Annotated in this window: 21 protein-coding genes; 7 read left to right on the top strand and 14 right to left on the bottom strand. The window is 69.1% G+C overall.

Features of this window, described 5'->3' with window-relative positions; genetic code table 11:
• Positions 1-85 precede the first annotated feature (85 nt).
• The 5 genes from EXE59_RS09760 (at position 86) to EXE59_RS09740 (ending at position 6614) form a co-directional block, all read left to right on the top strand.
• Complete coding sequence (locus tag EXE59_RS09760) at positions 86-3115, top strand: Ig-like domain-containing protein (RefSeq protein ID WP_135838731.1); 3030 nt, start codon at positions 86-88, stop codon at positions 3113-3115.
• Between the two features lie 176 nt (positions 3116-3291).
• Positions 3292-4167 (top strand): hypothetical protein, encoded by an 876-nt coding sequence (locus EXE59_RS09755; RefSeq protein ID WP_135838730.1) that lies wholly within the window; start codon positions 3292-3294, stop codon positions 4165-4167.
• Positions 4167-5492: an Ig-like domain-containing protein gene (locus EXE59_RS09750; RefSeq protein WP_135838729.1), complete on the top strand. Its 1326-nt coding sequence runs from the start codon at positions 4167-4169 to the stop codon at positions 5490-5492. Before EXE59_RS09755 ends, EXE59_RS09750 begins: the two co-directional genes overlap by 1 nt.
• Entirely contained in the window at positions 5492-6136 is a 645-nt protein-coding gene (locus tag EXE59_RS09745; RefSeq protein WP_135838728.1) for a class F sortase, read from the top strand. The genes EXE59_RS09750 and EXE59_RS09745 overlap by 1 nt, the downstream gene beginning before the upstream one ends.
• 106 nt (positions 6137-6242) lie before the next feature.
• Positions 6243-6614 carry a hypothetical protein gene (locus tag EXE59_RS09740; protein ID WP_135838727.1) on the top strand — a complete coding sequence of 124 codons (372 nt, stop codon included), beginning with the start codon at positions 6243-6245 and terminating at the stop codon, positions 6612-6614.
• Between the two features lie 99 nt (positions 6615-6713).
• Here the strand turns inward: EXE59_RS09740 and EXE59_RS09735 are convergent, their stop codons facing one another.
• Positions 6714-6893, bottom strand: coding sequence for an antitoxin VbhA family protein (locus EXE59_RS09735; RefSeq protein WP_135838726.1), 180 nt, complete (start codon positions 6891-6893; stop codon positions 6714-6716).
• A 313-nt stretch (positions 6894-7206) separates the two neighbouring features.
• On the opposite strand from EXE59_RS09735, the gene EXE59_RS09730 reads away from it, so the two are divergent.
• Positions 7207-8754 (top strand): recombinase family protein, encoded by a 1548-nt coding sequence (locus tag EXE59_RS09730; protein ID WP_246057057.1) that lies wholly within the window; start codon positions 7207-7209, stop codon positions 8752-8754.
• A gap of 295 nt (positions 8755-9049) precedes the next feature.
• Here EXE59_RS09730 and EXE59_RS09725 read toward each other — a convergent pair whose 3' ends face one another.
• The 9 genes from EXE59_RS09725 to EXE59_RS09685 form a co-directional block, all read right to left on the bottom strand.
• Entirely contained in the window at positions 9050-10978 is a 1929-nt protein-coding gene (locus tag EXE59_RS09725; RefSeq protein WP_135838724.1) for a DUF262 domain-containing protein, read from the bottom strand.
• Positions 10979-11182: 204 nt separating this feature from the next.
• Positions 11183-11452 carry a hypothetical protein gene (locus EXE59_RS09720; RefSeq protein WP_135838723.1) on the bottom strand — a complete coding sequence of 90 codons (270 nt, stop codon included), beginning with the start codon at positions 11450-11452 and terminating at the stop codon, positions 11183-11185.
• Between the two features lie 14 nt (positions 11453-11466).
• On the bottom strand, positions 11467-12318 hold the full coding sequence (locus EXE59_RS09715; RefSeq protein ID WP_135838722.1) for a type II secretion system F family protein: 852 nt from the start codon (positions 12316-12318) through the stop codon (positions 11467-11469).
• Complete coding sequence (locus tag EXE59_RS09710) at positions 12318-13616, bottom strand: TadA family conjugal transfer-associated ATPase (RefSeq protein WP_135838721.1); 1299 nt, start codon at positions 13614-13616, stop codon at positions 12318-12320. Before EXE59_RS09710 ends, EXE59_RS09715 begins: the two co-directional genes overlap by 1 nt.
• A gap of 165 nt (positions 13617-13781) precedes the next feature.
• Positions 13782-14702 (bottom strand): ABC transporter substrate-binding protein, encoded by a 921-nt coding sequence (locus tag EXE59_RS09705; protein WP_135838720.1) that lies wholly within the window; start codon positions 14700-14702, stop codon positions 13782-13784.
• Between the two features lie 21 nt (positions 14703-14723).
• Positions 14724-15464 carry an ABC transporter permease gene (locus EXE59_RS09700; protein ID WP_135838719.1) on the bottom strand — a complete coding sequence of 247 codons (741 nt, stop codon included), beginning with the start codon at positions 15462-15464 and terminating at the stop codon, positions 14724-14726.
• Positions 15464-16108, bottom strand: coding sequence for an ABC transporter permease (locus tag EXE59_RS09695; protein ID WP_135838718.1), 645 nt, complete (start codon positions 16106-16108; stop codon positions 15464-15466). Before EXE59_RS09695 ends, EXE59_RS09700 begins: the two co-directional genes overlap by 1 nt.
• 1 nt (position 16109) lies before the next feature.
• On the bottom strand, positions 16110-17237 hold the full coding sequence (locus EXE59_RS09690) for an ABC transporter ATP-binding protein (protein ID WP_135838717.1): 1128 nt from the start codon (positions 17235-17237) through the stop codon (positions 16110-16112).
• 165 nt (positions 17238-17402) lie between these two features.
• Positions 17403-18854, bottom strand: a complete 1452-nt coding sequence (locus EXE59_RS09685) for an aromatic amino acid ammonia-lyase (protein ID WP_135838716.1) — start codon at positions 18852-18854, stop codon at positions 17403-17405.
• 167 nt (positions 18855-19021) lie between these two features.
• Between EXE59_RS09685 and EXE59_RS09680 the strand changes: the two genes are divergently transcribed.
• A complete protein-coding gene (locus EXE59_RS09680) occupies positions 19022-19780 on the top strand; it encodes an IclR family transcriptional regulator (protein WP_135838715.1) in 759 nt (252 codons plus the stop codon).
• Positions 19781-19801: 21 nt separating this feature from the next.
• Here the strand turns inward: EXE59_RS09680 and EXE59_RS09675 are convergent, their stop codons facing one another.
• From EXE59_RS09675 to ligD (EXE59_RS09665), 4 genes are all read right to left on the bottom strand, one after another.
• Entirely contained in the window at positions 19802-20506 is a 705-nt protein-coding gene (locus EXE59_RS09675) for a response regulator transcription factor (RefSeq protein ID WP_246056677.1), read from the bottom strand.
• Positions 20507-20516: 10 nt separating this feature from the next.
• Positions 20517-20663, bottom strand: a complete 147-nt coding sequence (locus EXE59_RS23735; RefSeq protein WP_168218470.1) for a hypothetical protein — start codon at positions 20661-20663, stop codon at positions 20517-20519.
• 110 nt (positions 20664-20773) lie between these two features.
• Positions 20774-21688 (bottom strand): non-homologous end-joining DNA ligase, encoded by a 915-nt coding sequence (ligD, locus tag EXE59_RS09670; RefSeq protein WP_135838714.1) that lies wholly within the window; start codon positions 21686-21688, stop codon positions 20774-20776.
• Positions 21685-22599, bottom strand: coding sequence for a non-homologous end-joining DNA ligase (ligD, locus tag EXE59_RS09665; protein WP_135841224.1), 915 nt, complete (start codon positions 22597-22599; stop codon positions 21685-21687). The genes ligD (EXE59_RS09670) and ligD (EXE59_RS09665) overlap by 4 nt, the downstream gene beginning before the upstream one ends.

The following is a 22599-nucleotide window of genomic DNA, read 5'->3' as shown; positions in this document are numbered from 1 at the left end:
TGCGGGAACTCGTGCCCTTCAACCCCGTCGCTCGGGCTCGGCGCCGGACACCCCTCAGGCAAGAACCCTGAGGAATCGAGACCCCATGAGCCGCACCCCTATCCGCACCGGCACGCTGAGCCGCGCGATGACGCGCTGCGCTACCTTCGGCCTCGCCGTCGCCCTTACCGGCACCGGCATGTACATCTCGCCTGCGCAGGCCGCCCCAACACAGGCCATCCACGACTGGGTCGAGGCCCACGTCGCGTACGGCGACGCGATGACGCTCCGCGCGAACCTTCTCGCGAACGACGCGACCGATCCTGGTCGCACTCTTCAGGTCACCTCGGTGACGCAGACCAAGGGCGATCCCGTGGAGTTCACATGGTCCCCTGACGGCGAGATCACCGTCGACTTCGGCGCCTTCCCCTACGCGCCACCACGGTTCCGGATGCGCGAGGTCGGGTTCTCGTACGCCGTCGTGGATTCCGAAGGGCAGCGCGACAACTCGGGCGGTGCCACCTTCATCCAGCGCCTCGACTACGTCAGCGCGGGCATCGCGCGTCACGACCTGTTCGTGTCCCGGGATGGCACCACGGCCGGAGGAAGTGTCCTTGCCAACGACACGCTTGCCGAGGGACACGACGTCGAGGTCATCTCCGTGACAGGCCCGGACAGCGTTCCGTTCACGTGGGCGCCGGACGGCACCGTCGAGGTCGACCTGAGCGACGCGCCCGCCCACGACTACGTGGAGTTCGACTACCAGATGGCGCATCACGAGGGCGGTCTCTCGAACGGCGAGTTCACTGTGCAGCGGAGTCTCGACCCTGCCCCGCCTGTTGCTGCTGACGACATCTCCATCGTCTTCAGCGGCGCCCCGGCGTGGTGGGTCGACCTGATCGCCAACGACTCGCTCGCGAACCCCGCTTCAACGGATGCTCGCATCACCGACGTCTCCGTGGTCAACGCGACCGCGACCCACCGGGTGACCGGCGAGGTGATCGACATCGACGACCCCGCCGTATCGCTCGGCGAGCCGGAGCGCACGCGCGCCAGCCGGTGGGATGAGTCGGTCGAGTATCGGGTGAGCCAGCGGCTCAACGTCGACTTCGGTCACGCACCCGAGGACGGTCCGTGGGTCCGTACAGCGAGCGTCGAGTACACCGTCGAGGACGCGAACGGCACCGACACCGCGGCCGTCACTCTGACCACCAGTGATGTTCCACAGACCACCGGCGAGGGGCGCATGTACTGGCAGGGCGGCCCGATGTCATTCGACTTCGACCCAGCCGCCGAGTTCGAGGCCAGGTACGGGCGGATACTTCCCGCTGGCGCCACCGTCGCGGACGTGTCCGTTCAGGGCACTGGCCTCCCACGCGGTCCTGTTAGTGGCCACGTGGTCGACAACGGTGACGGCACCTGGACGCACTCCGGCGACTTCCCGACCACCGCACCCGGCAACGGGACCGGCGACGACCTGAGCGAGAGCATCGACATGCGCTTCGTCGACGCTGACGGCAACGACCTCGTCCGGCTCTCGCTGCCCGTCTACTACCGCGACCCAGTCGATGTCTCAACGGTCGCTGGTGAGGGCGAGTACTGGGTCGCCGCGAACGGCAGCGTGAGCGTTCCGCTCATGGCCAACGACTTTGTTGGCCCGCAAGATTGGGGACACATCGCATCCGACCCGAACGTGCACGGTGAAGGCATCCTCGTCGGCACGACCTATCAGGGCCGCGGCGGAGCGCCTGCGATCACAGGTTTCTCCGGCGAGGAGCACGGCGCCTTCTCGTCGGTCAACGGGTCGCGCCCTCTGTATCGCGAGCCCGGCACGCCGGTCATCACCGGCTTCGACGGCGAGGTCATCAACAACGGCGCCCTGCGGGCACCTGAGTCGTACTTGCCGTCCCAGGTGGATCGCGCAGGTGAGTCCTACGCGTACGCCGCGGGAAGCACCCCCGGTACGGACGTGGTGACCTACACGGTGTGCCCCGACTACCCGGACGCCGTGGCGAACGGGCTTTGCCGCGCGGCCGACGTGACGATCCACGTGGTGCCGCGGCTCAACGCGCAGCCAGACTTCGACAGCACCGACCCGAACACTCCGGTGACGATTCCAGTGCTCGACAACGACTTGGTCAACGACGTTCCGGCTCGCGCGCGAGTGGAGGTTGTCGAAGCCTCGTTGCCCGGAGACGTGACAGCAACGGTGAACTCCGATCGGACGGTCACGGTGACCGCACCCGAGGACTACGCGGGCCGGACCGTCCAGTTCGAGTACAACCTGATCGAGCCGACACTGACCTCCAAGGCGACGGTGACAGTGGAGGTCGGTGCCCCCGCTGAGCCTCCTGTCGTCGAGCCGACCCCTCCGACGGCGGTCGATGATGTCCTCACGGTCACCGAGGGCCAGTCCGGGTCGCTCAACCTCGTCGACAACGACGTGGTCTACAGCGAGGCGGCACACATGTACCTGGTGGAGCCGTTCGAGGTGCCGTCCGGGGTGGGCATCACGCGCTCCACGAACGGGCTCGTGACGGTCCGCGTCGAGGCAGGCTACGACGGCCCGGCCACGCTCACGTACAGGTACAACCTCTGGGACGGCTCGTCGGGCGACCCGGCCACCCTCCACGACGAGGGGACGCTGACGGTCAGCATCGTCGACGTGCCGGTCCCGGACGTTGACCCGCCGACGCCTGAGCCGCCCGCCGTGGTTCCGCCGAACGCTGAGGACGACGCTGCGAAGTCCGTCTGGGGGACGCCCGTCGCGGTGCCGGTGCTCCGCAACGACGTCTTCCATGGAGACGCCACGGTGCGCCTCATCAAGGGCTCGATCCCCGGCGGCATCAAGGCGAAGGTCGACTCGCAGGGGCGCATCGTCCTGGTCGCTGGCGAGCGGCTCGCTGGGACGTCGTACAAGGTTCGGTACCGCCTGACAGACGCCACTGGGAAGGACGATGCCGCGACCGTGACCGTCAAGGTCAAGCCCGAGGTCTTGATCGTCACCGGCGCGGACCGCGACATGCCCGTCGCCCAGGAGGATGACTCCTCGGTGCCGTGGGTGCCCATCGCCGCCCTCCTGGCCCTCCTGGGGCTGGGTGGCTCCGTGGCGCTGCGCCGCCGGGTCGCAGGGTGACGGCACAGGAGTACGTGGGAGTGCTCAAAGACCTGGGAGGCGCTGATGGTGGCGCCTCTCAGGTCTCGCCGTGAGGCATGTGCGTGTCGAGGACGACATTCAGGTCCACATGGGTGAGCGCTGCGCCTCACAGCCGCACACCTACACGGCACACCCCGACCGAATCGAGAAGCCCCATGAGCCTCCACCCCGTCCTCTCCACCGTCCTGAGCACCGCCCTCGTGGGCTCCGCCGTCGCGACCGGCTGGGCCCTCGCGCCGGAGTACCCGGCCGCCCAGGCACCCGCCTGGTCCTCGGCTGGCGCAGTCTCCACCCCGTCCACTGACGCCCTCCTGGACGCCGCCGAGAAGGGGCGCCTGAAGGCCGCGATGGAGAACACCATCGCCACGGCCGAAGGCGAGGCCGAGAAGGCCGAGACGCCCGCCGAGACGCCCGCCGAGACGCCCGCCGAGACGCCCGCCGAGACGCCCGCCGAGACGCCGAAGATCGCCAACGCCTCCAAGAAGGTCGTCGAGCCTGCCGCGCGGAAAGTCAGCGCCGAAGCAGACGCGTCCGGCCCCGGTGAGGGCTGCATCTACGGCTACAGCGTGACCGCCAACGGTCTCTGGGCCGACCAGGTCGGCGACCGCGACGCGACCCAGCACATGAACGTGGCGTTCTTCGGTGGCATCTCGCCGCTGCCTGAGGCTGCCACCAACCTGATCCCCTCGCCCGCGTGCCCGCAGTACAACGAGATGCACGCCGACTTCCTGAAGTGGCTCGTCGGTGACGAGGACACCGAGGGTCGCTACGAACTTGACGTCCACGAAGGCGAGACGTTTGCCCAGCAGTGGGCGATCAGCACGATCGACGTCTACGCCCCCGAGCAACCGGGTGCTCTCTCCGGCGCGAACATCCAGTGGCACGGTCAGTCGCCCCGCGAGGTTGCGGACGCCATCGAGGCATGGATGGTCGAGACCTACCCGGGCGCGACCCTGGAGTGCGTCATGCTCCCCGGCTACCACGACGACAAGGCCGTGAAGACGGGCCACTGCTTCCCCGGCTTCCCGTGATGCGGCGCGTCGTAGGCGTCCTGGCGCTGGCCGTCCTGATGGGCGGCCTCACCGCCGTACCCGCGCAGGCTGTCTCCCAGTCGCTGGTCAGTGTGGGCCGGGTCTTCTTCGCGGGTGGCGCGACTGAGTGGACTGTTGACCCGACCGCCGCCCTCCTGGATGCCCCCGCGAACCAGGTGTCCGACACCACGCTTCGTGCCGCGACGCTCGTCGAGGTCTTCACGGACGGCGCTCCCGCCGTACGGGTCATCGGCGCCGTCACGATGCGCCCCGACGACTCGGCGCGCTTCTTCCGCTGGCAGAACGAGGGGGACACAATCGCGTCGCTGCGACTGGAGGTCAGCACGCTGGCGTCTCCGGCTCCGCCCGTCGCAACGCCTGACGAGGTGTGGATCGCGGTCGGCGAGACGGCCGCGTTCGACGTGCTCGCTAACGACGAGGCGAAGCCGCGGGGGTTCGTGGTCAACACCGCCGTGCCGTTCGTGAGCGAGCCGCGGCCCGGCTGGGAGAAGCCGTCAGTCGTGCTCAGCGACACCGCGACGACCGCGGGGACACTCTCCGCAGGCGACGGTCGTTACGACACCGTCGCCGGGTATGCGCGCCTCACCTACACCGCCGGACCGACGCCGGGCACCGATACGTTCCGCTACGCCGCGTGCCACGGCCATCCCGCCACTTCGTGCAGCGACCAGACGCCCGTGACGATCCATGTGTCCGCGAAGCCCATCGCGGGCACGGACCGCGCCGATGTCGCCCCAGGAGAATCCGTCACCGTCGACGTCCTCGCCAACGACTCCTACGGTGAGCGGCCGAGCGTATACGTACAGGAGGGCTGGGGCCCGAAGGGCGGCTCCGCCGTCGTCAACGCCGACCAGTCCGTGACCATCCAGGTGCCCGCATCGGCGGCGGGAACAACGATACGTGTCCCCTACGTGCTGAGCGACGCGGCCACCAGCGGCACCGCGGGGCCGATCGGCGAGATCCTTGTCAAGGTCTCCGGCTCGAAGACCAAGCCCGCGAAGCCGACGACCGTCGCGGCCCGCCCCGACCGCTTCGTGCTCGACGCGCCCAAGAGCACCCGGCGTCCGCTCGTCTACACGCTTCACGTGCTGGGCAACGACGTCGTGAAGGGCGCCGGGAAGACCCGCATCGAGGTGCTCGGGAAGCCTCGTGGCGTCGAGGTCCGCGCTACGCGTGGCAACCGGGTCATCCTCACCGTCCCGAAGCGGTCCAAGATGCAGCGCGTCCGGTTCATCTATCGAGCGACGCGTGGCGACCAGGCCGACATGGCGCGTGTCGTCGTCCGGCTCCGGAGACCGCGGTGATGCGACTCCGACTCGTTCAGGTGCTCGGTGTTGCTCTCACCCTCCTGGTCATGGCGGCCTGCGGCTGGATGCCGACGACAGACGGCCAGAGCCGAGCGTCGCTTCTGGAAGGGGACACACTCCCGCTGAACGCCTTCCCCGATCCCGTCGTCAGGGCGAAGCCCACCCACGCGGTCCAGGAGGCCGCCGCCGAGAAGGCGCGCGTCGACTACATCTCGATCCCCTCGATGCGCACGGTCATCCCCATCGTGGTCTCCCGGGTCGTCGGCGGGCGGGCCGTCGTACCCGCAGCGGACCAAGTGGGGTGGCTCAACACCTCCGCGAGGCCAGGCGCGAGGCATGGCGTGACGGTCCTCGCGGGCCATCTCACGACCGGCCCGAAGGGTGCCGATGCCGGACCGCTCTACGGCGCCGAGAATCTCGCCAAGGGTGCGGAGGTCAAGGTCGTCTGGAAGAGCCGAACGACGACGTACCGCGTCAGTGGTGTCTCGAAGCATGCGCGGAACGCCCTACCACCACGTCTCTTCGATCCGAACGGGCGCGGGCGCCTCGCTCTGATCACATGCACGGGGCCATATGTGAAGGGCCGGGACGGGCAGTGGTGGCTCAGCAGGAACGCGGTCATCTGGGCCGAGAAGGTCTGAGGCGTGTCACGGACGAATCGCACCGCCGCTCTTGTGTGCCGCCGCTCCGAACGCCACGGCATAGGACCACCCGTAGTCCGAAAGTCACGCTAACCCTGGAGACACAATGAGCACCAGCACGAACGTCGCTTCGAAGAGCGCGAAGACCTCACTCAACCCGACCTCGCTGGGCATCAAGGTAGGCGACATCTTCGTCTCGTCATGGGGCTGGGACCAGACCAACATCGACTACTACGAGGTGGTCGCGCTGACCGCCGCCAGCGTAAAGGTGGTCGAGGTCGGTTTCACGAAGGTCGGTGACGAGTTTGACGGCATGTACGAGCAGGTTGTGCCCGACCAGACGCGCCGCAGCACCCATGTGATGACCAAGCGAATCCGGTGCTCGAACCGTCCCTACTTCAGGGTGACGGACTACGCGAGTGCAGGCCTGTGGGATGGCGCTCCGAAGCGCCGCACCGGCCGAGGTTACGGCCACTGAGTCCGACGACTTGGGAGTCGGTCAGCGAAACAGGGAGTCCCGGGTCCGGGGCTCCCTGTTTCGCTGGCTGGCTCTTCAGCAGGGCACGCTCATGCGCGCTCAATCCAGCCCGTAGCGCTCACGTGTGCGCCGAACGACCTTCGCCGTGTCGATCAGCCCCTCGACGTAAGCCTGGGCGTCGACCTGCCACTCCGCCGACGGCTCGGTGCCTGCAAGGCGCGCTGAGTGAATCGCCGCTGCGACCTGCTCGGCCCGCCGGACCTGCCCGATTGCATCCATGACCGCTTCCGATCCGCTTGGTAGGACGCCTTCCGGGTGTGCGGAGCAGCCTCTTGGCGTACCGCATGAAGACCAGCCGACCTCGACGAGCGGTGTCCACTTCGCTACGGACCGATGGAGGCTCGGCGGTACCGCTCCAAGTGGGGAGACATCGGACGCGATCCGCACACCTGTACGCCGTGAAGACGACTACATGGACCAGCACAAGCAGGCACGCTCAGGGCCTTCCGGAGCACGTGACCGACGAGAACGTCCTTGACGACGTCCGCACCCTCGTCGCCGCACTGACTACCGCTAGCAAGGCGGCTGCGTGATGCGCGTCGCCATATATGCCCGCATCTCCAGTGACCGAGACGGCGCACGTCTTGGGGTCGCTCGCCAGGTGGAGGACTGCAAGGCCCTGGCTGCGAAGAAGGGCTGGACTGTTACTACGGTCCTGGAGGACAACGACCTCAGCGCCTGGACCGGCAAGCCGCGGCCCGGTTACGAGACCCTCCTCGACCTGATGCGCGAGGGACACATCGACGCCGTCGTCGTGTGGCACACCGACCGACTCACCCGCTCATCCGTCGACCTCAACACCATCATCACCGCAGCCGAGCGTCACAATGTTGTCGTTCACAGCGTCATGGCGGGGCTTCTGGACCTCTCCACGGCCAGCGGAAAGATGCAGGCGCGCATCGTTGGCGCGGTCGCCGAGCACGAGTCAGACCAGAAGGCCGAGCGCATTCGACGCAAGCACCAGGAACTAGCCGAGGCAGGTAAGCCCGCCTCCCTCGGGCAGGCATACGGCTACAACGCCGACGGAACCGTCAACGCCGTCGAGGCCGCCGTCATCCGCGACCTCGTCGCGCGCCTGCTCGCTGGCGAGTCCATCCGCTCCCTCACTCGCTGGCTCAACGCAGAGGGCATCCGCTCGAAGAAGGGCGGCGAGTGGAGTACGTCCACGGTCCGACAGGTCCTGACCTCGGGGCGCATCTGCGGCTGGCGCGAATGGACACCGCGAACTCCGCGCACTCGCGAAGAGAGGGCGAACTGGAACGGCAAGCCGCGCCGTGGCTGGGGAATGGGCGAATTGGTCGCCGAGGGTGAGTGGGAGGGCATCATCAGCCGGAGCCAGACGGACCGCATACGAGCCCTTCTTGACGACCCGGAACGCCGTACGACCAAGCGTCGGCACTACCTACTTAGTGCGGGCATCCTGAAGTGCGGAGTGTGTGGCCGTTCGATGAACCACAAGGTGGAGTCTCGCGTGACTCGCATCGCGATGCGGGACGAACAGGGCCGCACCGTCAAGGACGCCCAGGGGCGGGTGGTTCGGGTCCGGAAGCCGGGGGCAACCGCAACGACAGCCAGCCGATACGCCTGCATCGCCCAGCCCGGGCGAGGGTGCGGACGTGTCTCCATCTCGTGCCCCGAGGTTGACGCGCTCGTGACCGAGGCGGTCTTCGAGGCGCTCTCCGGCGCCGACCTGTCGCCTCGCGCATCCACTCCGTCCGATTCGGAGGTGGCGGCGATACGCGACCAGATGGCTGACGCCGAGGCTCGGCTCGTGCAGGTTGGACTGGACCATGCAGACGGCGTCATCGGCAGGGCTGAGTGGCTCGCGATGAAGAAGCGCATCGAGTCGAACCTCGAAGGGCTGCGGGCGCGCCTGCCGGACGCCGAAGGCGCGAACGTCCTCGCGGCTCTGCCGACTGGCTCCGCCGGTTTGCGTAGGGCGTGGAGCGAGATGGACTTGGACCTGCGCCGTGCGGTCGTGCAGGCGGTCATCGAGCGGGTCATCGTGCATCCGTCACGCGGCCCGAAGGGCAGCGCCAGGTTCGACCCTGACCGCGTAGAGGCCGTCTGGCGAGCGTGACATCGGAGAGCCCTTAACCCGTAGGGGTTGGGGGCTCTCTCGTGTCCAACGGGCGTTCGACTTCGGCCACTGTACTTGTCGCCGGGCGCCGTTGAACTTCGATCGACCTAGCCATCTATGCCGCTCGCTCGTCAGCGCCATCGTGAAGGCCGTCGCAGCACGCGTCACCATCCACCGTGCACCAAGGCCGCGTGGCGCTGCGGGGTTTGACCCGACACGCATAGAGGTCTTGTGGTGGACCTGAGGACCCGGCCGACCGACAGGACGTCGAGGATCGTGGGTCACGGCCCGCAACTCACTCCGCCGCCTGGTCTTCTTCCGCGTCTTCGCTCTCCTCGTCGTCGTTGTCGTCGTCCGACGGTTCGAGTGAGTCGTCCCCTTCCTCGATCTCAGGGCGCGGCCACGTGGCAAGAGCAAGGCTGGACAGCCACATAGTGCGCAGGCCGATCGCCGACTCGTCCCATTCTCCGTCCCAACCTGTCAGCACTGTCGCACCAGGGGCCGCGAGGATGGAGGAGGTCGTAATGAGTAGCGTGCTTTTTGCCGCAAGGGCGCCACGCTTTGTGGGCCAGTCAGCGTTGCGCATCGCCGAGTTGAGCCGACCGTTCGTCAGAGTCAGGTTCCCGAGAGCGTTGATTGCTCGCTCGCGTGCTTCGAGCGCCTTCTGCGGGTCGGGCGAATCTGGCAGCGGCCAGTGCGCCTTCCATGCCTGAGGCAGGACATGCTCGATGTTCAGGGCTGAGTTGTCTGCCTCGACCCTGGTCGCGTCCTCCGCCTGCTTGTCGCGCAGCCTGTTCTCAAGTCCGGCGAAGAATGCGCGAATGCGTGGTTTCGACAACCCGTAGAAATTCGAGCCGAGAAGCGCTCCGACGAACTCCCCATCGCTGGGCCACCACCTGGATTCCGCCCGTAGTCCACTCAAGGTTTCGAGCACGGCTGTCCCGGCATGACTCGCTTCGGAGGCAAGACTTGCCTTCATCGCGGACACGAAGATGTTGTTGTAGTCCTTGGTTGTGAGGCCACACACTCCGCGCCTCATCAGGTATGAGCCGACCGCTCCGACCGCGATGGCTCGTTCGTGCACGGGCACTGCGCGTGCGTCGTCGAAGACGCTCATGAGAAGCGGCCAAGCCGTGTTGGTCTTGGTGGCCACCACGTGGTCGACGAGTTCTGCTGTGCCTCGATCGGGCGGGTTCTCCATCAGACGGTCATACAGATCCGCGTGCACACGCACAGCCTTGATGACCGCCGCTGCGTTGTAGTCGCCATCCAGCATCCAAGTCTTGAACTCCTCAAAGAGATGCTCAACGGACACGGCACTCTGCTTCTGGATCGTGAGCCAGTAGGCAAGCACGACGTCAAGGCGGTTGCGGGTGATGCGACCACTGGTGACGTCGGCACGCCATCGGCGCGAGTCCAACGGGAGCCAGTGATCCACCAGGAGGCTCTCGGCATCCTTGCGGTGCCCTTGGTCCTCAACTAGTCGGAACAGCAGATTCTTGATGAGGTCAGACTGGGACAGTTCAACCCCACGGTGATTCAGCGCCTCGAAGATGACCTGCGCATTGTCCGTCTTCTCCAGGGTGATCATGGCGACCTGCATGCGGTCGTTCAGCGCACTGTGTAGCGCAGTGAGACGATCCGCCGCGCCAGAGCCGACACCAGCCCACTTGGCAATGGCTTCCTCGAACCACATCCGAGCCCTGCACACCTGGTGAGCAGGGTCCGGACACGGCGAGGTGTCCCCTGGGGCGCGGACAGCCCACAGAAACTCGTCCCGATCTTGCGGCAACGGCCAAAGTTTGTGTCGGTCATCGGGGAAGTTCTCATGCACTGTGGCGGGATCGTTCTCCAGCCAGGCCGCGAACCGTCCCGCGGCTGTCTCGGCGTCCAGTGCGGCGGCTACCTGCCGCCCCGCGGCCAGCAGGATCTGCAACGTCGTCAGTCGCTGTTGACCGTCGATCAGGAGCGACCCGTCCATCCGCTGTGGGTTGCGCTGCACCGCCTTGACGACGATTGAGCCGAGGAAATATCGCGGGGGTTCATCCGGCCACTCGTCCTGGGTCATGTCGTGCACGACACCGTCCGCTGCCGCTCGGATGTCGTCCCACATCGGCGCCCACTCGCGTTCTGCGGCCCAGACATACGGCCGCTGGAACATCGGAATCTCATAGCGGTGGTTGTCCGAGAAGACGCTCTTGAGCGTCACGTCGCCTGCCTGCATCAGCGCATCCTGTCAGTCATGACAGCAATCCGTCCCGGGCTCAAACCGATTCGCCGATGCGCGCGCGATCTCTCTGCCGCACAAACAAGACACTCAAGCCGCACACGTGGGTGTGGTCGCCCAGACGGTTCGCCGCTACCCGGCCGAGGACGTCTCAGCGCTGCGCAGTACTCCCTTCCACGGCGCGCTGGCGCCACTTCGCGCTCAATCGTCCTCGTCGTCATCGTCCTCGTCTTGGCCGTCACGCTCGTACTGCTCGTACGCGCTGATCGCACTGGCCACCTCATCTGACGCGTCAGACACCTCCTCCTCCAGACGCTCGATCTTTCGCTCGGCGGCATCGGCCTTGTCGGCGTCGAAGTCTTCGGCAGCCTCTATCGCGTCGAGGCGTTCCTTTGCGCGGTCAAGTTTCGCTTCCCTGTCCGCAAGGACCTCTGTCGCTCGCTGAATATCGTCCTCAGCCTGAGCGAGCATCTCTGCGTGTGTAGTCATGCCTCATCTTGGCAGCGAATCATGTCCGGGACTTTGCCTTCGCGAGGCTCCCGGAACGGGCGCCCACCCTCGACTCCAGCCGCGCTCCAGGCCCTCGACATCTTCGGGCGTCGCGGCCAGCAGATCACTGTCTGGCGAGGCATTGTCAGTTGCCCATTCGGCCACCGTACTTGTGACTGCGCACCGTTGACCGTCCAGGCCTGGCGCGACTCGAGCTCGGACCGGGTGCGGGCGTCGTCGCGCAGGAAGCCGGACAGGTTGCGGAGCAGCCGGCCGAGGTCGCCGCCGCCGACCTCGCGGGCCAGGCGGAGGCCCTCGATGACGCGGTCGCCGACCGGGTCGGCCAGCCGGTCCTTGAGCCGGTCGAGGCACTCGCCGAACCGTCCGGTGACCTGATAGTCGAGGGCGAACTGGGCGAAGTCGGCCCGCAGTGCCTCGGGCCCGGTGGTGCCGAGCGCCGCGACCGCGTCGGGCAGGGACAACCCGGCGCGTACGGCGCTGGCGAGGTTGTCGACCGCCTCGGGCCAGACCTCTGCGAAGTCGAGCAGCCGCCGAGCGGCCCGCTGCCGCAGCACCGCGACCGGGAGGTACGCCGCCATCGCGGCGAACACGAACGCGACGGGGACCGTGCGTGACACGGCCTGCACGACCGCGAAGGCCACCGCGAACAGGACCGCGCACAGCGACAGCACGCTCGCGGGGGTGACGTCGGACAACCCAGCTCGTCCGAGCAGGCGACCCAGCGCGGTGGGGGTCGGTGCCACGGGCCTGTGCCGGCGGGGCAGGGCGAAGGCGGACCAGATCAGCAGCAGGCCGACGCCCACGCCGAGCCCGACGAGCGCCCCCATCAGCGGCCCGACCCGTCACCGGTCAGGGCATCGGTGGCCAGGACCTGGTGGATGTCGATCCCGACCCGCTCGAAGCGCTCGGTGCGCGCCGGCACTCCCCCAGTGCGGCGCAGCTCGGAGCCGTGGCGGACGAAGATCGGCTCGACCTCGATCACGTCGGCCTCGACGCGCCCCGGCACCGACACGATCTCGTTGACCCGGCGCACCCCGTCGGCGCCGAGGCCGAGGTGCACCACGAGGTCGACGCTCGTCGCGACGGTGGGCACCACGAACCTGGCGGAGATGTTGTCACCTGCGAGCAGCGGCAGGGTGCACATCTTGACGAGCGCCTCGCGCGCACTGTTGGCGTGGAGGGTGCACATGCCCGGCAGGCCGGAGTTGAGGGCGAGGAGGAGGTCGAGGCACTCGGCGGCGCGGACCTCGCCGACGAGGATGCGGCTCGGTCGCATCCGCAGCGCCTCCTTGACGAGGTCGCGCAGCACGATCGCCCCGGTCTGCTCGAGGCCGGCCTGCCGCGTCTGCATGGCCACCCAGTCGGGATGGCTGAAACGGAGCTCGAAGACCTCCTCGGCGCTGACCACCCGCTCGCCTCCCGGGACGGCGGCCGCCAGGCAGTTGAGCATCGTCGTCTTGCCGGCCTGCGTGCCGCCGGCGACGAGGACGTTGAGGCCCGCGCGCACCGAGGCCTCGAGGAACCGGGCCGCCTGCGGCGTCAGGCTGCCGAGCGCGACGAGGTCGGAGAGCCGGTGGGCGCGGAGCAGGAACTTGCGGATGTTGACGGCCGTGAAGCCGCGGGTGATGCCCTCGAGCACCACATGGAGGCGGTGGCCCTCGGGCAGCATCGCGTCGACGAACGGCGTGGAGATGTCGAGACGACGTCCGCTGGACTTGAGCATCCGCTCGACGAGCTCGTTGACCTGGGCGGCGTCGAGGCGGAGGTTGGTCAGCTCGTGGCGCCCGCGGCGGGCGATGAAGACCCGACTGGGGTCGTTGATCCAGATCTCCTCGACCTCCGGGTCGTCGAGGAAGGGCTGGAGCGGGCCGAAGCCGGAGACGCGGGCCACCAGCTCACCGACCATCGCGCCGTCGTCGGCGATCGGTGCGACGGCCCCGGTGAGGCTGAGGTCGTCGTGGTCGCGTACGACGTCCTCGGCGATCCGGCGCACCACGAGCGCCTCGCGCTGCGGGTCGACGCCCTCGCGGCGGACCCGCTCGCGCAGCTGCGCGTCGAGCCGCTCGACCAGGTCGCCGTGGGCAGCGTCAGGGACGGACGGTCGCTCGACGCGATCAACGGCCATGGTGGTGCACCTGCTTCCCCGAGAACGTGCACCGTCACGCTACCCAGCGCGAAGCACGCGGAAACAGGCCTCTGGTCAAGGTTGTGGACAACCGGTGGGTGACGGCGGCGCCGGCCCTTCACCCGCCCCGCGACCTGGTGGCCGCGGGGCAGGCTCCTGGGCAGGTCAGGCCAGGCCGTGCTCCGACAGGAAGTCTGCAGCGACGTCGCCCGCATCCTCCTTGTCCATGACCACCCGCTCGAGCAGGGCGGCGAGCGTCGCCGTGTCCAGGTTGGCCGAGACCTCGTTGAGCGTCTCGGAGATCGTGTCGTCGAGCTTCGACCTCGTGATCAGGGGGACGACGTTCTCCGCGGCGAAGAGGTTCTCCGGGTCCTCGAGCACGACGAAGTCGTTGGCGGCGATGTTGGGATCGGTGGTGAACAGGTTGGCCGCGTCGACCTGACCGTTCTTGAGCGCCTGCACGGTGAGGGGACCGCCCGCGTCGAGTGCGCGGAAGCTCTCGAACTCCGCGCCGTACACCTCTGCGAGGCCAGGAACCCCGGACGCGCGCGTCTTCCACTCCGGACCGGCGCCGAGGGTGAGGTCGCCGGCGACGGCCGCGAGATCGGCGATGGACACCAAGGAGTGCTCCTCCGCGGTCTCCCTGGTCACTGCGATGGCGTCCTTGTCCTCTGCCTCGGCCTTGTCCAGGACCGCGAGCGACTCCGGCAGGGCGGCCTGGAGCTCCTCGTACACCGCCTCGGACTCCGTGGCGGTCGCATCCTCGTCGAAGTAGTGGGCCAGCACGCCGGTGTACTCCGGGATCAGGTCGATCGACCCGTCCTGGAGCGCGGGGATGTAGGCCTCGCGGCTTCCGATGTTGAGCGTCTTCTCGACCTGGACACCCTGCGCCTCGAGGGCGCCGGCGTATATCTCGGCCAGCAGGGCGCTCTCGGTGAAGTCCGCAGAACCCACGACGATCGTGTCGCTGCCGCCTCCCTCGTCGCTCCCGGTGGCGAGGGGGTCGCCACCGCCTCCGCAAGCCGCCACGGACAGCAGGGCCGCACCGATGGCAAGGGCCAGTGGGGCCTTCGTTCGAATCGTCATCCTTCTCACTTCTCTCTCGGGTCAGGCGGGGGTCTGGAGGGCGGGGTCCGGAGGTGGTCCAGGCTCTGACGCACGGCGCACCCGGGTCCGGCCGGTCAGGCCCGGCGACACGGCGTACCGCTGGACGATGGCGAACACGAGGTCGACCGCGAGTGCGAGCAGGGCGACGAGCGCGGCACCGCCCGCCATCTGCGGGAAGTCCCGGACGGACAGTCCGTCGATCAGGAAGCGGCCGAGACCGCCGAGGCCGGCGGTGGCGGCGATCGTCGCCGTCGCCACGACCTGCAGGGTCCCGGAGCGAAGGCCGGAGAAGATCAGCGGCAGCGCGCACGGCAGCTCGACCTCCGTCAGCACCTCGAGAGGTCGCATGCCCATCCCCTTGGCCGCGTCGCGGGCCGACGGGTCGACCTCCTCGACGCCTGCGTACGCGCCGGCGAGGATCGGGGGGACGGCGAGCACGACCAGCACGATCAGGCAGGGGACGAGGAACGCGGCGTCGCCGGAGAGCCGGGGACCGAGGAGCAGGACGGCGATGAACAGCAACCCGAGACTGGGGATCGCGCGCGCCGCTCCGGCCAGGTTCACGACGACGAACCGGCCACGGCCCGTGTGACCGATGAACAGTCCGAGCGGGATCGCGACGACTGCCGCGATGAGCACCGCCACCGACGAGTAGACGAGGTGCTCGAGGAGGCGCGCGGGGATCCCGTCCTCCCCCGACCAGTGGGCGGGGTCGGTCAGCCAGGTGACGATGTCGTTCATCAGGCGACCTTCCCGATCCGCTGCCACGGAGTGATCAGGCGAGTGATCCCGATGATCACCAGGTCGAACAGGAGGGCCAGCAGGACGCAGGCGACGATGCCGACCACGATCGGGTCGGCGAAGTTGCGGCGGAAGCCGTCGGTGAAGAGTGACCCGAGCTGCGGCACGCCGATGATGGCGGCGACGCTGACGATGCTGACGTTGCTCACCGCCGCCACCCGCAGTCCGGCCGCGATGACCGGGACCGCCAGCGGGAGCTCGACCGTGAACAGTCGCCGGAGGCGGTTGAAGCCCATCGCGGTGGCCGACTGGTTCACGGACTCGGGTACGGCACCCAGGCCGTCCGCCACCGTGCGGACGAGGAGCGCCACCGTGTAGATCGTCATCGCCACCACCACGTTGACGGGGTCCAGGATCCGGGTGCCGATCAGGACCGGCATCAGGATGAAGAGGGCCAGCGACGGGATCGTGTAAAGGAGGCCGGTCCCGATGATGAGCGGTGGGTACAGCGCCTTGTGGCGCCTGGCCAGCCAGCCCAGGGGGATCGCGATGATGAGCCCGAGGACGAGCGGGACCCCGGCCAGGTAGAGGTGCTTGCCCGTGAGGGTGAGCACCTCGGAGAAGTGCTCGGTGAACCAGGTCATGTCACGCTCCTCTCCTCGGGTCCACGCCCGGGGCGGGTGGACGCGTGGAGGTCTCGATCGCGGACAGCACCTGGTGGCCGAGCACCGTGCCCACCAGCGCTCCCGTCTCGTCGACGATCACGCCGCGCCGGCTCGGGGAGGACAGGGCGGCATCGAGCGCGCTGCGCAGCGTTCCGTTGACCGGCGCGACCGTGCCGCCGCGATGCAGCCTCTCGGACTCGACAGTCCCGTCGAGCCTGGACGGCTCGACCCACCCGAGGGGTCTGCGGTTCTCGTCGGTCACCAGCAACCAGTCGTCCAGGGCACCTGCCGCACTCGCCTCGTCCCTGGTGGCACCGAGACGCACCGTCGGCTCCGGACGGAGCGGAAGCTCGGGAACCGAGCGGAAGCCGAGGCCGCGATAGCCCCTGTCGCGGCCCACGAAGTCGGCCACGAAGTCGTCGACCGGCTGCGCCAGCAGGTGTGCCGGGTCGGCCAGCTGGGCCAGCACGCCACCCACTCGGAGCACCGCGACCTGGTCACCCAGCTTGACGGCCTCGTCGATGTCGTGGGTGACGAACACGATCGTCTTCCCCAGCTCACCCTGCAACCGGAGGAACTCGTCCTGCAGCTGCTCGCGTACGACGGGGTCGACCGCGCTGAACGGCTCGTCCATCAGCATCACCGGTGGGTCTGCGGCCAGCGCGCGGGCGACCCCGACGCGCTGCTGCTGGCCGCCGGAGAGCTGGCTCGGGTAGCGACCGGCGAACGAGGCCGGCAGCCCGACGCGTTCCAGCAGCTCCGTGGCGCGAGCCCGTGCCTTCTTCTTCTCCCAGCCGAGCAGCAGCGGCACGGTGGCGATGTTCGCGGCGATCGTGCGGTGCGGGAACAGACCTGCCTGCTGGATCACGTACCCGATCCCACGCCGCAGCTCCGAGGCGTTCATCGTCGCGGTGTCGCGCCCGTCGATCGAGATCTGGCCGCCGGTCGGCTCGATCATCCGGTTGATCATCCGCAGCGAGGTCGTCTTGCCGCAGCCGGACGGTCCCACCAGGACGGTGATCTTGCCCGTGGGGGCCGTGATGTCCAGCCCTCCGACCGCGACGGTGCCGTCAGGGTATGCCTTGGTCACTGAGTCGAACCGGATCATCCGGAGCTCACCTCGATTGCTGGCTGGTGGATGGAGGACCTGGCGCAGACACCTGATCCATGTCGCAATTGCACTTGGCACGGCGAGGTGTGTACATGCCGGGAGACCGCATGCCGTCTGCGATCCCAGACATTCGCCGGGTCCCCGCGAGACGGACGACCGCCCTCAGAGCTCGGCGAGCTCGGTGAGCAGGTCGACCGCGAGCGCGACGTCGTGCGTCAGCGAGCGATCCTCGAGGGACGGGTCCAGCACCGCGGCGGCTCGCTCGAACACGTTCCTGGCCGGTACGTCCGCGAGCTGCACGTCCTGCATGCGCAGGGCTCGAGCCGCGGCCACCAGCTCGCACGCGAGCACGTACCGGAAGGCGTCGGCGGCAACGGTCGCCTGCCGAGCAGCCTGCGTCGAGAAGCTGGCGTGGTCCTCGAGACCGCGGGACACGACGGCGTTGCCCAGGGTCACCGGCAGGGCAGCGTGGCGCAGCTGTGCGAGCGCGTCGTGGGCGACGTACTCGAGGATCATCACCCCCGAGCTGCCTGCCGGCCCCGAGGAGAGGAACGCCGGGAGGTCCGTCATCGCCGGCTCGACCAGGTCGCCGAGCCGAGCGGTCGACAGCTCGGCCACGTGGTGGACCGCCGCGCGCGCCTGGTCCAGCGCGACCGACACGTAGGCCGTGTGGAAGTGGGCGTGGTGGAACACGTCGCCGGCCTCCGGGGCGACCAGCGGGTTCTCGGCCCTCGCGTTGACCTCGACCCCGAGGATGCGGTCCAGCTGGGCCAGGGAGTCGAGCGCAGGGCCTTGCACCTGCGGGAACGCTCGCAGGCCGAAGGGGTCCTGGATACGGCGCCCCGCCGCGGGAGCATCGTCGATGCCGAGCAGGCGACGCATCTGCGCCGCACAGTGCGCCTGGCCCGGATGCGGTCGAGCCTCGTGCACGGCCGACGCGTACGCCTCGGCGGAGCCGCCGAGCGCAAGGAAGGACAACGCGGCCACGGCGTGGCTCGCGCGCAGCAGCACCTGGAGTTCAGCGCATGCCAGCGCGGACTCCCCGAGCGTCGCCGCGTTGCTGCTCATGAATGACAAGGCGTCCCCGGTGCCCAGCGGCACCGGTGGCACCGCTCCCGACCTCCACGGGCGCTCACCCGCCAGCGTGAGGCCGATCTCGGCGAGCGCGGTCAGGTCGCCGGTGCCGATCGCCCCGAAGCGGTGCACCGCCGGCAGGGCACCCACGCGGATCGCCTGCTCCAGCGCGTCCAGGACGCGCGGATGCGTCCCGGCCCCGCCCGCTGCGAGCTGGTTGAGCCGCACCAGGAGGGCTGCCCGGACCTGATCGTCCGGCAGCAGTGGACCGACGCCACCCGCGTGGCTCCTCAGCAGGCGCAGGCCGTGCCCGAGGACCGCGTCACCGTCGACCTCCTCCTGCCGGTTGGCGCCCACTCCGGTGGTGCGGCCGTAGACCTGACGCGTGGCGGTGATGTCCTCCGCCAGCTCCCAGGCGTCCTGCGCGCGCTTGCGGGCTGTCGCATCGAGGCGAACGGACGCACCGCGGGCGACCAGGACGATGTCCTCACAGGTCAGCGTGCGACCGTCGATGCGGATGGGGGCTTCGCCGTGCGACATATCTGCTCCTGAAGGTTCGACATCGTGCCGCTCCAGTCTCGGGGCATGCTCGAGCCAGGTGGCGCCGTGGCTCCATTCCATGCCACCTCGTTCGCGACGACAGGTGGCGGCAGCGAGATGGTGTCCGGGATCCCAGACGCCACGCCCGGGCCCACTACGCTCGGCCCATGGCAGTCGTGCCCGCCGCGGAGCAGGCCCTGGGGATCCTCCGGTACCTGGCCAACCAGGCCAGCCCCGTTCCCGCAGCCACGATCTCCCGATCCCTCGCGCTCCCCCGCTCGACGACCTACCACCTGCTGGACACGCTGATCGCGTCGGGGTTCGTCGTCCGCTACCCGGATCAACGGACGTACGGCCTGGGCCTGACCGCCTACGAGCTCGCCAGCGGATACGTTCGGCAGGAGCCTCTCCAGCGTCTGGCGCGCCGGCCGATGGCGGACCTGGCCGACCGCTGCGGGAACAGCGCGCACCTGTCCGTCCTCCTGGGTCGCGACGTCGTCTATGTCATCGAGGAGCGCGCACCAGGCCGCCCCCTTCTCATCACTGACGTCGGCGTCCGGCTGCCCGCGCACGCAACTGCGTCCGGGCGGGCGATGCTCGCAGCCCTGCCGCAGCAGCAGGTCCGCGCGCTGTACCCGGACAAGGACGCCTTCGGCGCGGGTGACGACCAGGCCCCTGCATCGCTGTCCGCGCTGCGCCGAGTGCTGGTCGAGGTCCGGCACGCGGGCTGGGCGAGCGAGGACGGAGAGGTGACGCCGGGTCTGGCCTCGCGCGCCATGCCGGTGCTGGACGGCAACGGCTATCCCGTCGCCGCGGTGGCGGTGACCTTCCCGCTGGAGGAGCGCACGCCACAGCTCCTGGCCGGGATCACCGCGGCCATCGGCGCCACGGTGCACACGCTGCACCGGCGGCTTGGCGGCCTCTAATCCGCAGCCGCCCGGCGCTGCCTAGCTGCCGGTCTCGAGCCGGAAGCCGACGCCGCGGATGGCCACGACCTTCTCGCCGGCCTCCGCGGCCTCGAGCTTGCTGCGCAGGCGGCCGATCGTGACGTCGAGGGTCTTGGTCGAGCCGTACCAGTTCTGGTCCCAGACCTGGTTCATCAGGGTCTCGCGCGGCACGACCTTGTCGTGGTTGGACGCGAGGACGGCGAGGACGTCGAACTCCTTGGCGGTCAGCGCGATCTCGCGCTCGCCGAGGTGGACGCGGCGCGAGCCGGCGTCGATCCTGAGGCCCGAGGACGTGGTGACGGTGGTGTCGTCGGGCGCGGGGGCGTTGCCGCTGCGGCGCAGCAGGGCGCGCACCCGCGCCAGCAGCTCGGCGAGGCCGAACGGCTTGGCGAGGTAGTCGTCGGCGCCGACGTCGAGGCCGACCACGCGGTCGAGCTCACCGGCGCGGGCGGTGACCATGATGATCCCGCCCAGGTAGCCGCCGGACCGCATCTGGCGACAGGCGTCGATGCCGTCCATGTCGGGCAGGCCGAGGTCGAGGATCACCACCGCCGGTCCCTCGTCGACGACGAACGACACCGCTTCCGCTCCACCCGAGACCCGGGTGACCTCGTAGCCCTCCCGCTCCAAGGTGCGCATGAGGGGTACGGCGATGTCTTCCTCGTCCTCAACCACCAGCACGTCGTGCACCATGGCGTCGAGCATAGAGGGAGGGTCAGCGGTTGGTGAGGCGAATGCCCGTGTCGCCCGCGGGCGTGATGCTCGTCTGGGCAGGCGAGGCGGGGGTGTCCTCACCGGGGCCGACGAGGACGCCACCGGCAGCGAGGATCACCGCGATCGGGATCAGCAGGATGCGGGACATGGGTAGAGCATCTGGTCACCACACCCACACCAGTCCCTCGTGACGGTCACAGCCGGTAAAGGATTCAACCGTCTCGGACACGAGAGCTCCTCGGCGTCCGGGGCCTTCCGTCAGGCCTCGAAGACGTCGCCCAGCTCGGCCACCCGTTCGAGCACCTGGTCCATGGTGAGCTGCTCGAGCGCCAGCTCGTCCTCGGCGCCCGCCTCCACCTCGTCCCACGTCAGCGGGGCAGCGACGGTCGGGCGCTCGCGGCCACGCAGCGAGTAGGGCGAGATCGTCGTCTTGGAGCCGGAGTTCTGCGACCAGTCGAGGAACACCTTCCCCGGCCGCTTGGCCTTCGTCATGATCGCGGTGACCAGGTCGGGGTGCGCCTTCTGGAGCGCCTCTGCCACCTCCTTCGCCAACGCGGTGGTGCCCTCGCTGTCGAGGCTCCTCCGCCCGGTGTCGGGCACCGGGGCGTACAGGTGCATCCCCTTGCTGCCGCTCGTCACCGGCGAGCACGTGAGGTCGCGCTCGGCGAGCGCGTCGCGCACGAGCAGCGCCACCCGGGCGCACTCGTGCAGGCCCGCCGGCTCGCCCGGGTCGAGGTCGATCACGATGCGGTTCGGGTTGCGCGGCACGCCCTCGGCATCGACGGTCCACTGGTGCACGTGCAGCTCGAGCGCGGCGAGGTTGGCGAGCCAGGTGAGGGTGGCCAGGTCGTCGCAGATCGGGAAGCGCAGCGTGCCGTCGCCCTTGCCGGTGCGCGAGCCGGTGGTGGAGACCTCGGCCGTACGCACCCAGGACGGCGTGCCGGCGGGCACGTTCTTCTCGAAGAAGCTCGACCGCTCCACCCCGTGCGGCCAGCGGATCCGGGTCACCGCACGGTCCGCGAGGTGCGGCAGGAGCACCGGCGAGACCTGGGCGTAGTAGTTGAGCACCTCGCCCTTGGTGGTGCCGGTGCGCGGGTAGAGGACCTTGTCGAGGTTGCTGATGGAGAGCGTGCGGCCCTCGACGTCGACGTGCACCTCGTTGGTGGGAGTCATGTCAGGTCTTCCGGGGAGAGGTCGTCGCGCACGCCCTGGAAGGACGGTTGGCGCAGCCGCTCGTAGCCGAGGCCGTGGGTGTCGACGTCGACGACGACGCGGGGCTCGACCCAGAACGTGCCGGCTGCGTCGACGCGCGGCACCTCGTCGGCGAAGGGTGACGCGTCGGTCGCCAGCGGTGTGAGCAGGGCGGCGAGCCGGCTGCTCGTGGCGCCGGCGATGCCGCTCCCGACCCGCCCGCGGTAGAGCAGGCCGTCGGGCGTCATCTCGCCGACGAGCAGCGCGGCCAGCCGGTCGGGCGTACCGATCTGGGGGCGCCAGCCACCGACCACGAACGACCCGCGGTGGCGGTGGGCGAGCTTGCGCCAGTCCTCGCTGCGCTGGTCGAACCGGTAGCGCGACGTGCGCCGCTTGCTGACCACCCCTTCGAGGCCCTGTTGGAGGGTGGCGGCGAAGAGCATGTCGCCGTCGTCGTAGGCCGCCGGCACCTGCCACGTCGAGTCGCCGAGCGGGAGCTCCTCCAGCAGCGCGCGACGCTCCTCGAGCGGGCGGCCGGTGAGGTCCTCGCCGTCGAGGCGGAGCAGGTCGAAGACCATCAGCGTCGCGGGGACCGACTTCACCAGGCGCGCGACCTCGCGCGCGTTGCGCACGTGCATGCGGTGCTGGAGGACGCGGAAGTCGGGGACCCCGTGGTCGTTGAGCGCGATGACCTCGCCGTCGACGAGCAGGTCGCGCGTCCCCAGCGGCGGGTCGCTGAGCTCGGGCCAGGCGGGCGTCACGTCGTTGTCGTTGCGGCTCGTCATGCGTACGACGCCGTCGCGCACATCGACCAGGACGCGGACGCCGTCCCACTTCACCTCGTGCAGCCACTGCGCGCCGGTGGGCACGCGGTCGGTCTTGCTAGCGAGCAT

The sequence above is a fragment of the Nocardioides eburneiflavus genome, assembly GCF_004785795.1.
Lineage (GTDB): Bacteria > Actinomycetota > Actinomycetes > Propionibacteriales > Nocardioidaceae > Nocardioides > Nocardioides eburneiflavus.
The sequence above is the reverse complement of the archived record's forward strand: the minus strand, read 5'-3'. Positions and strand labels throughout refer to the sequence as shown.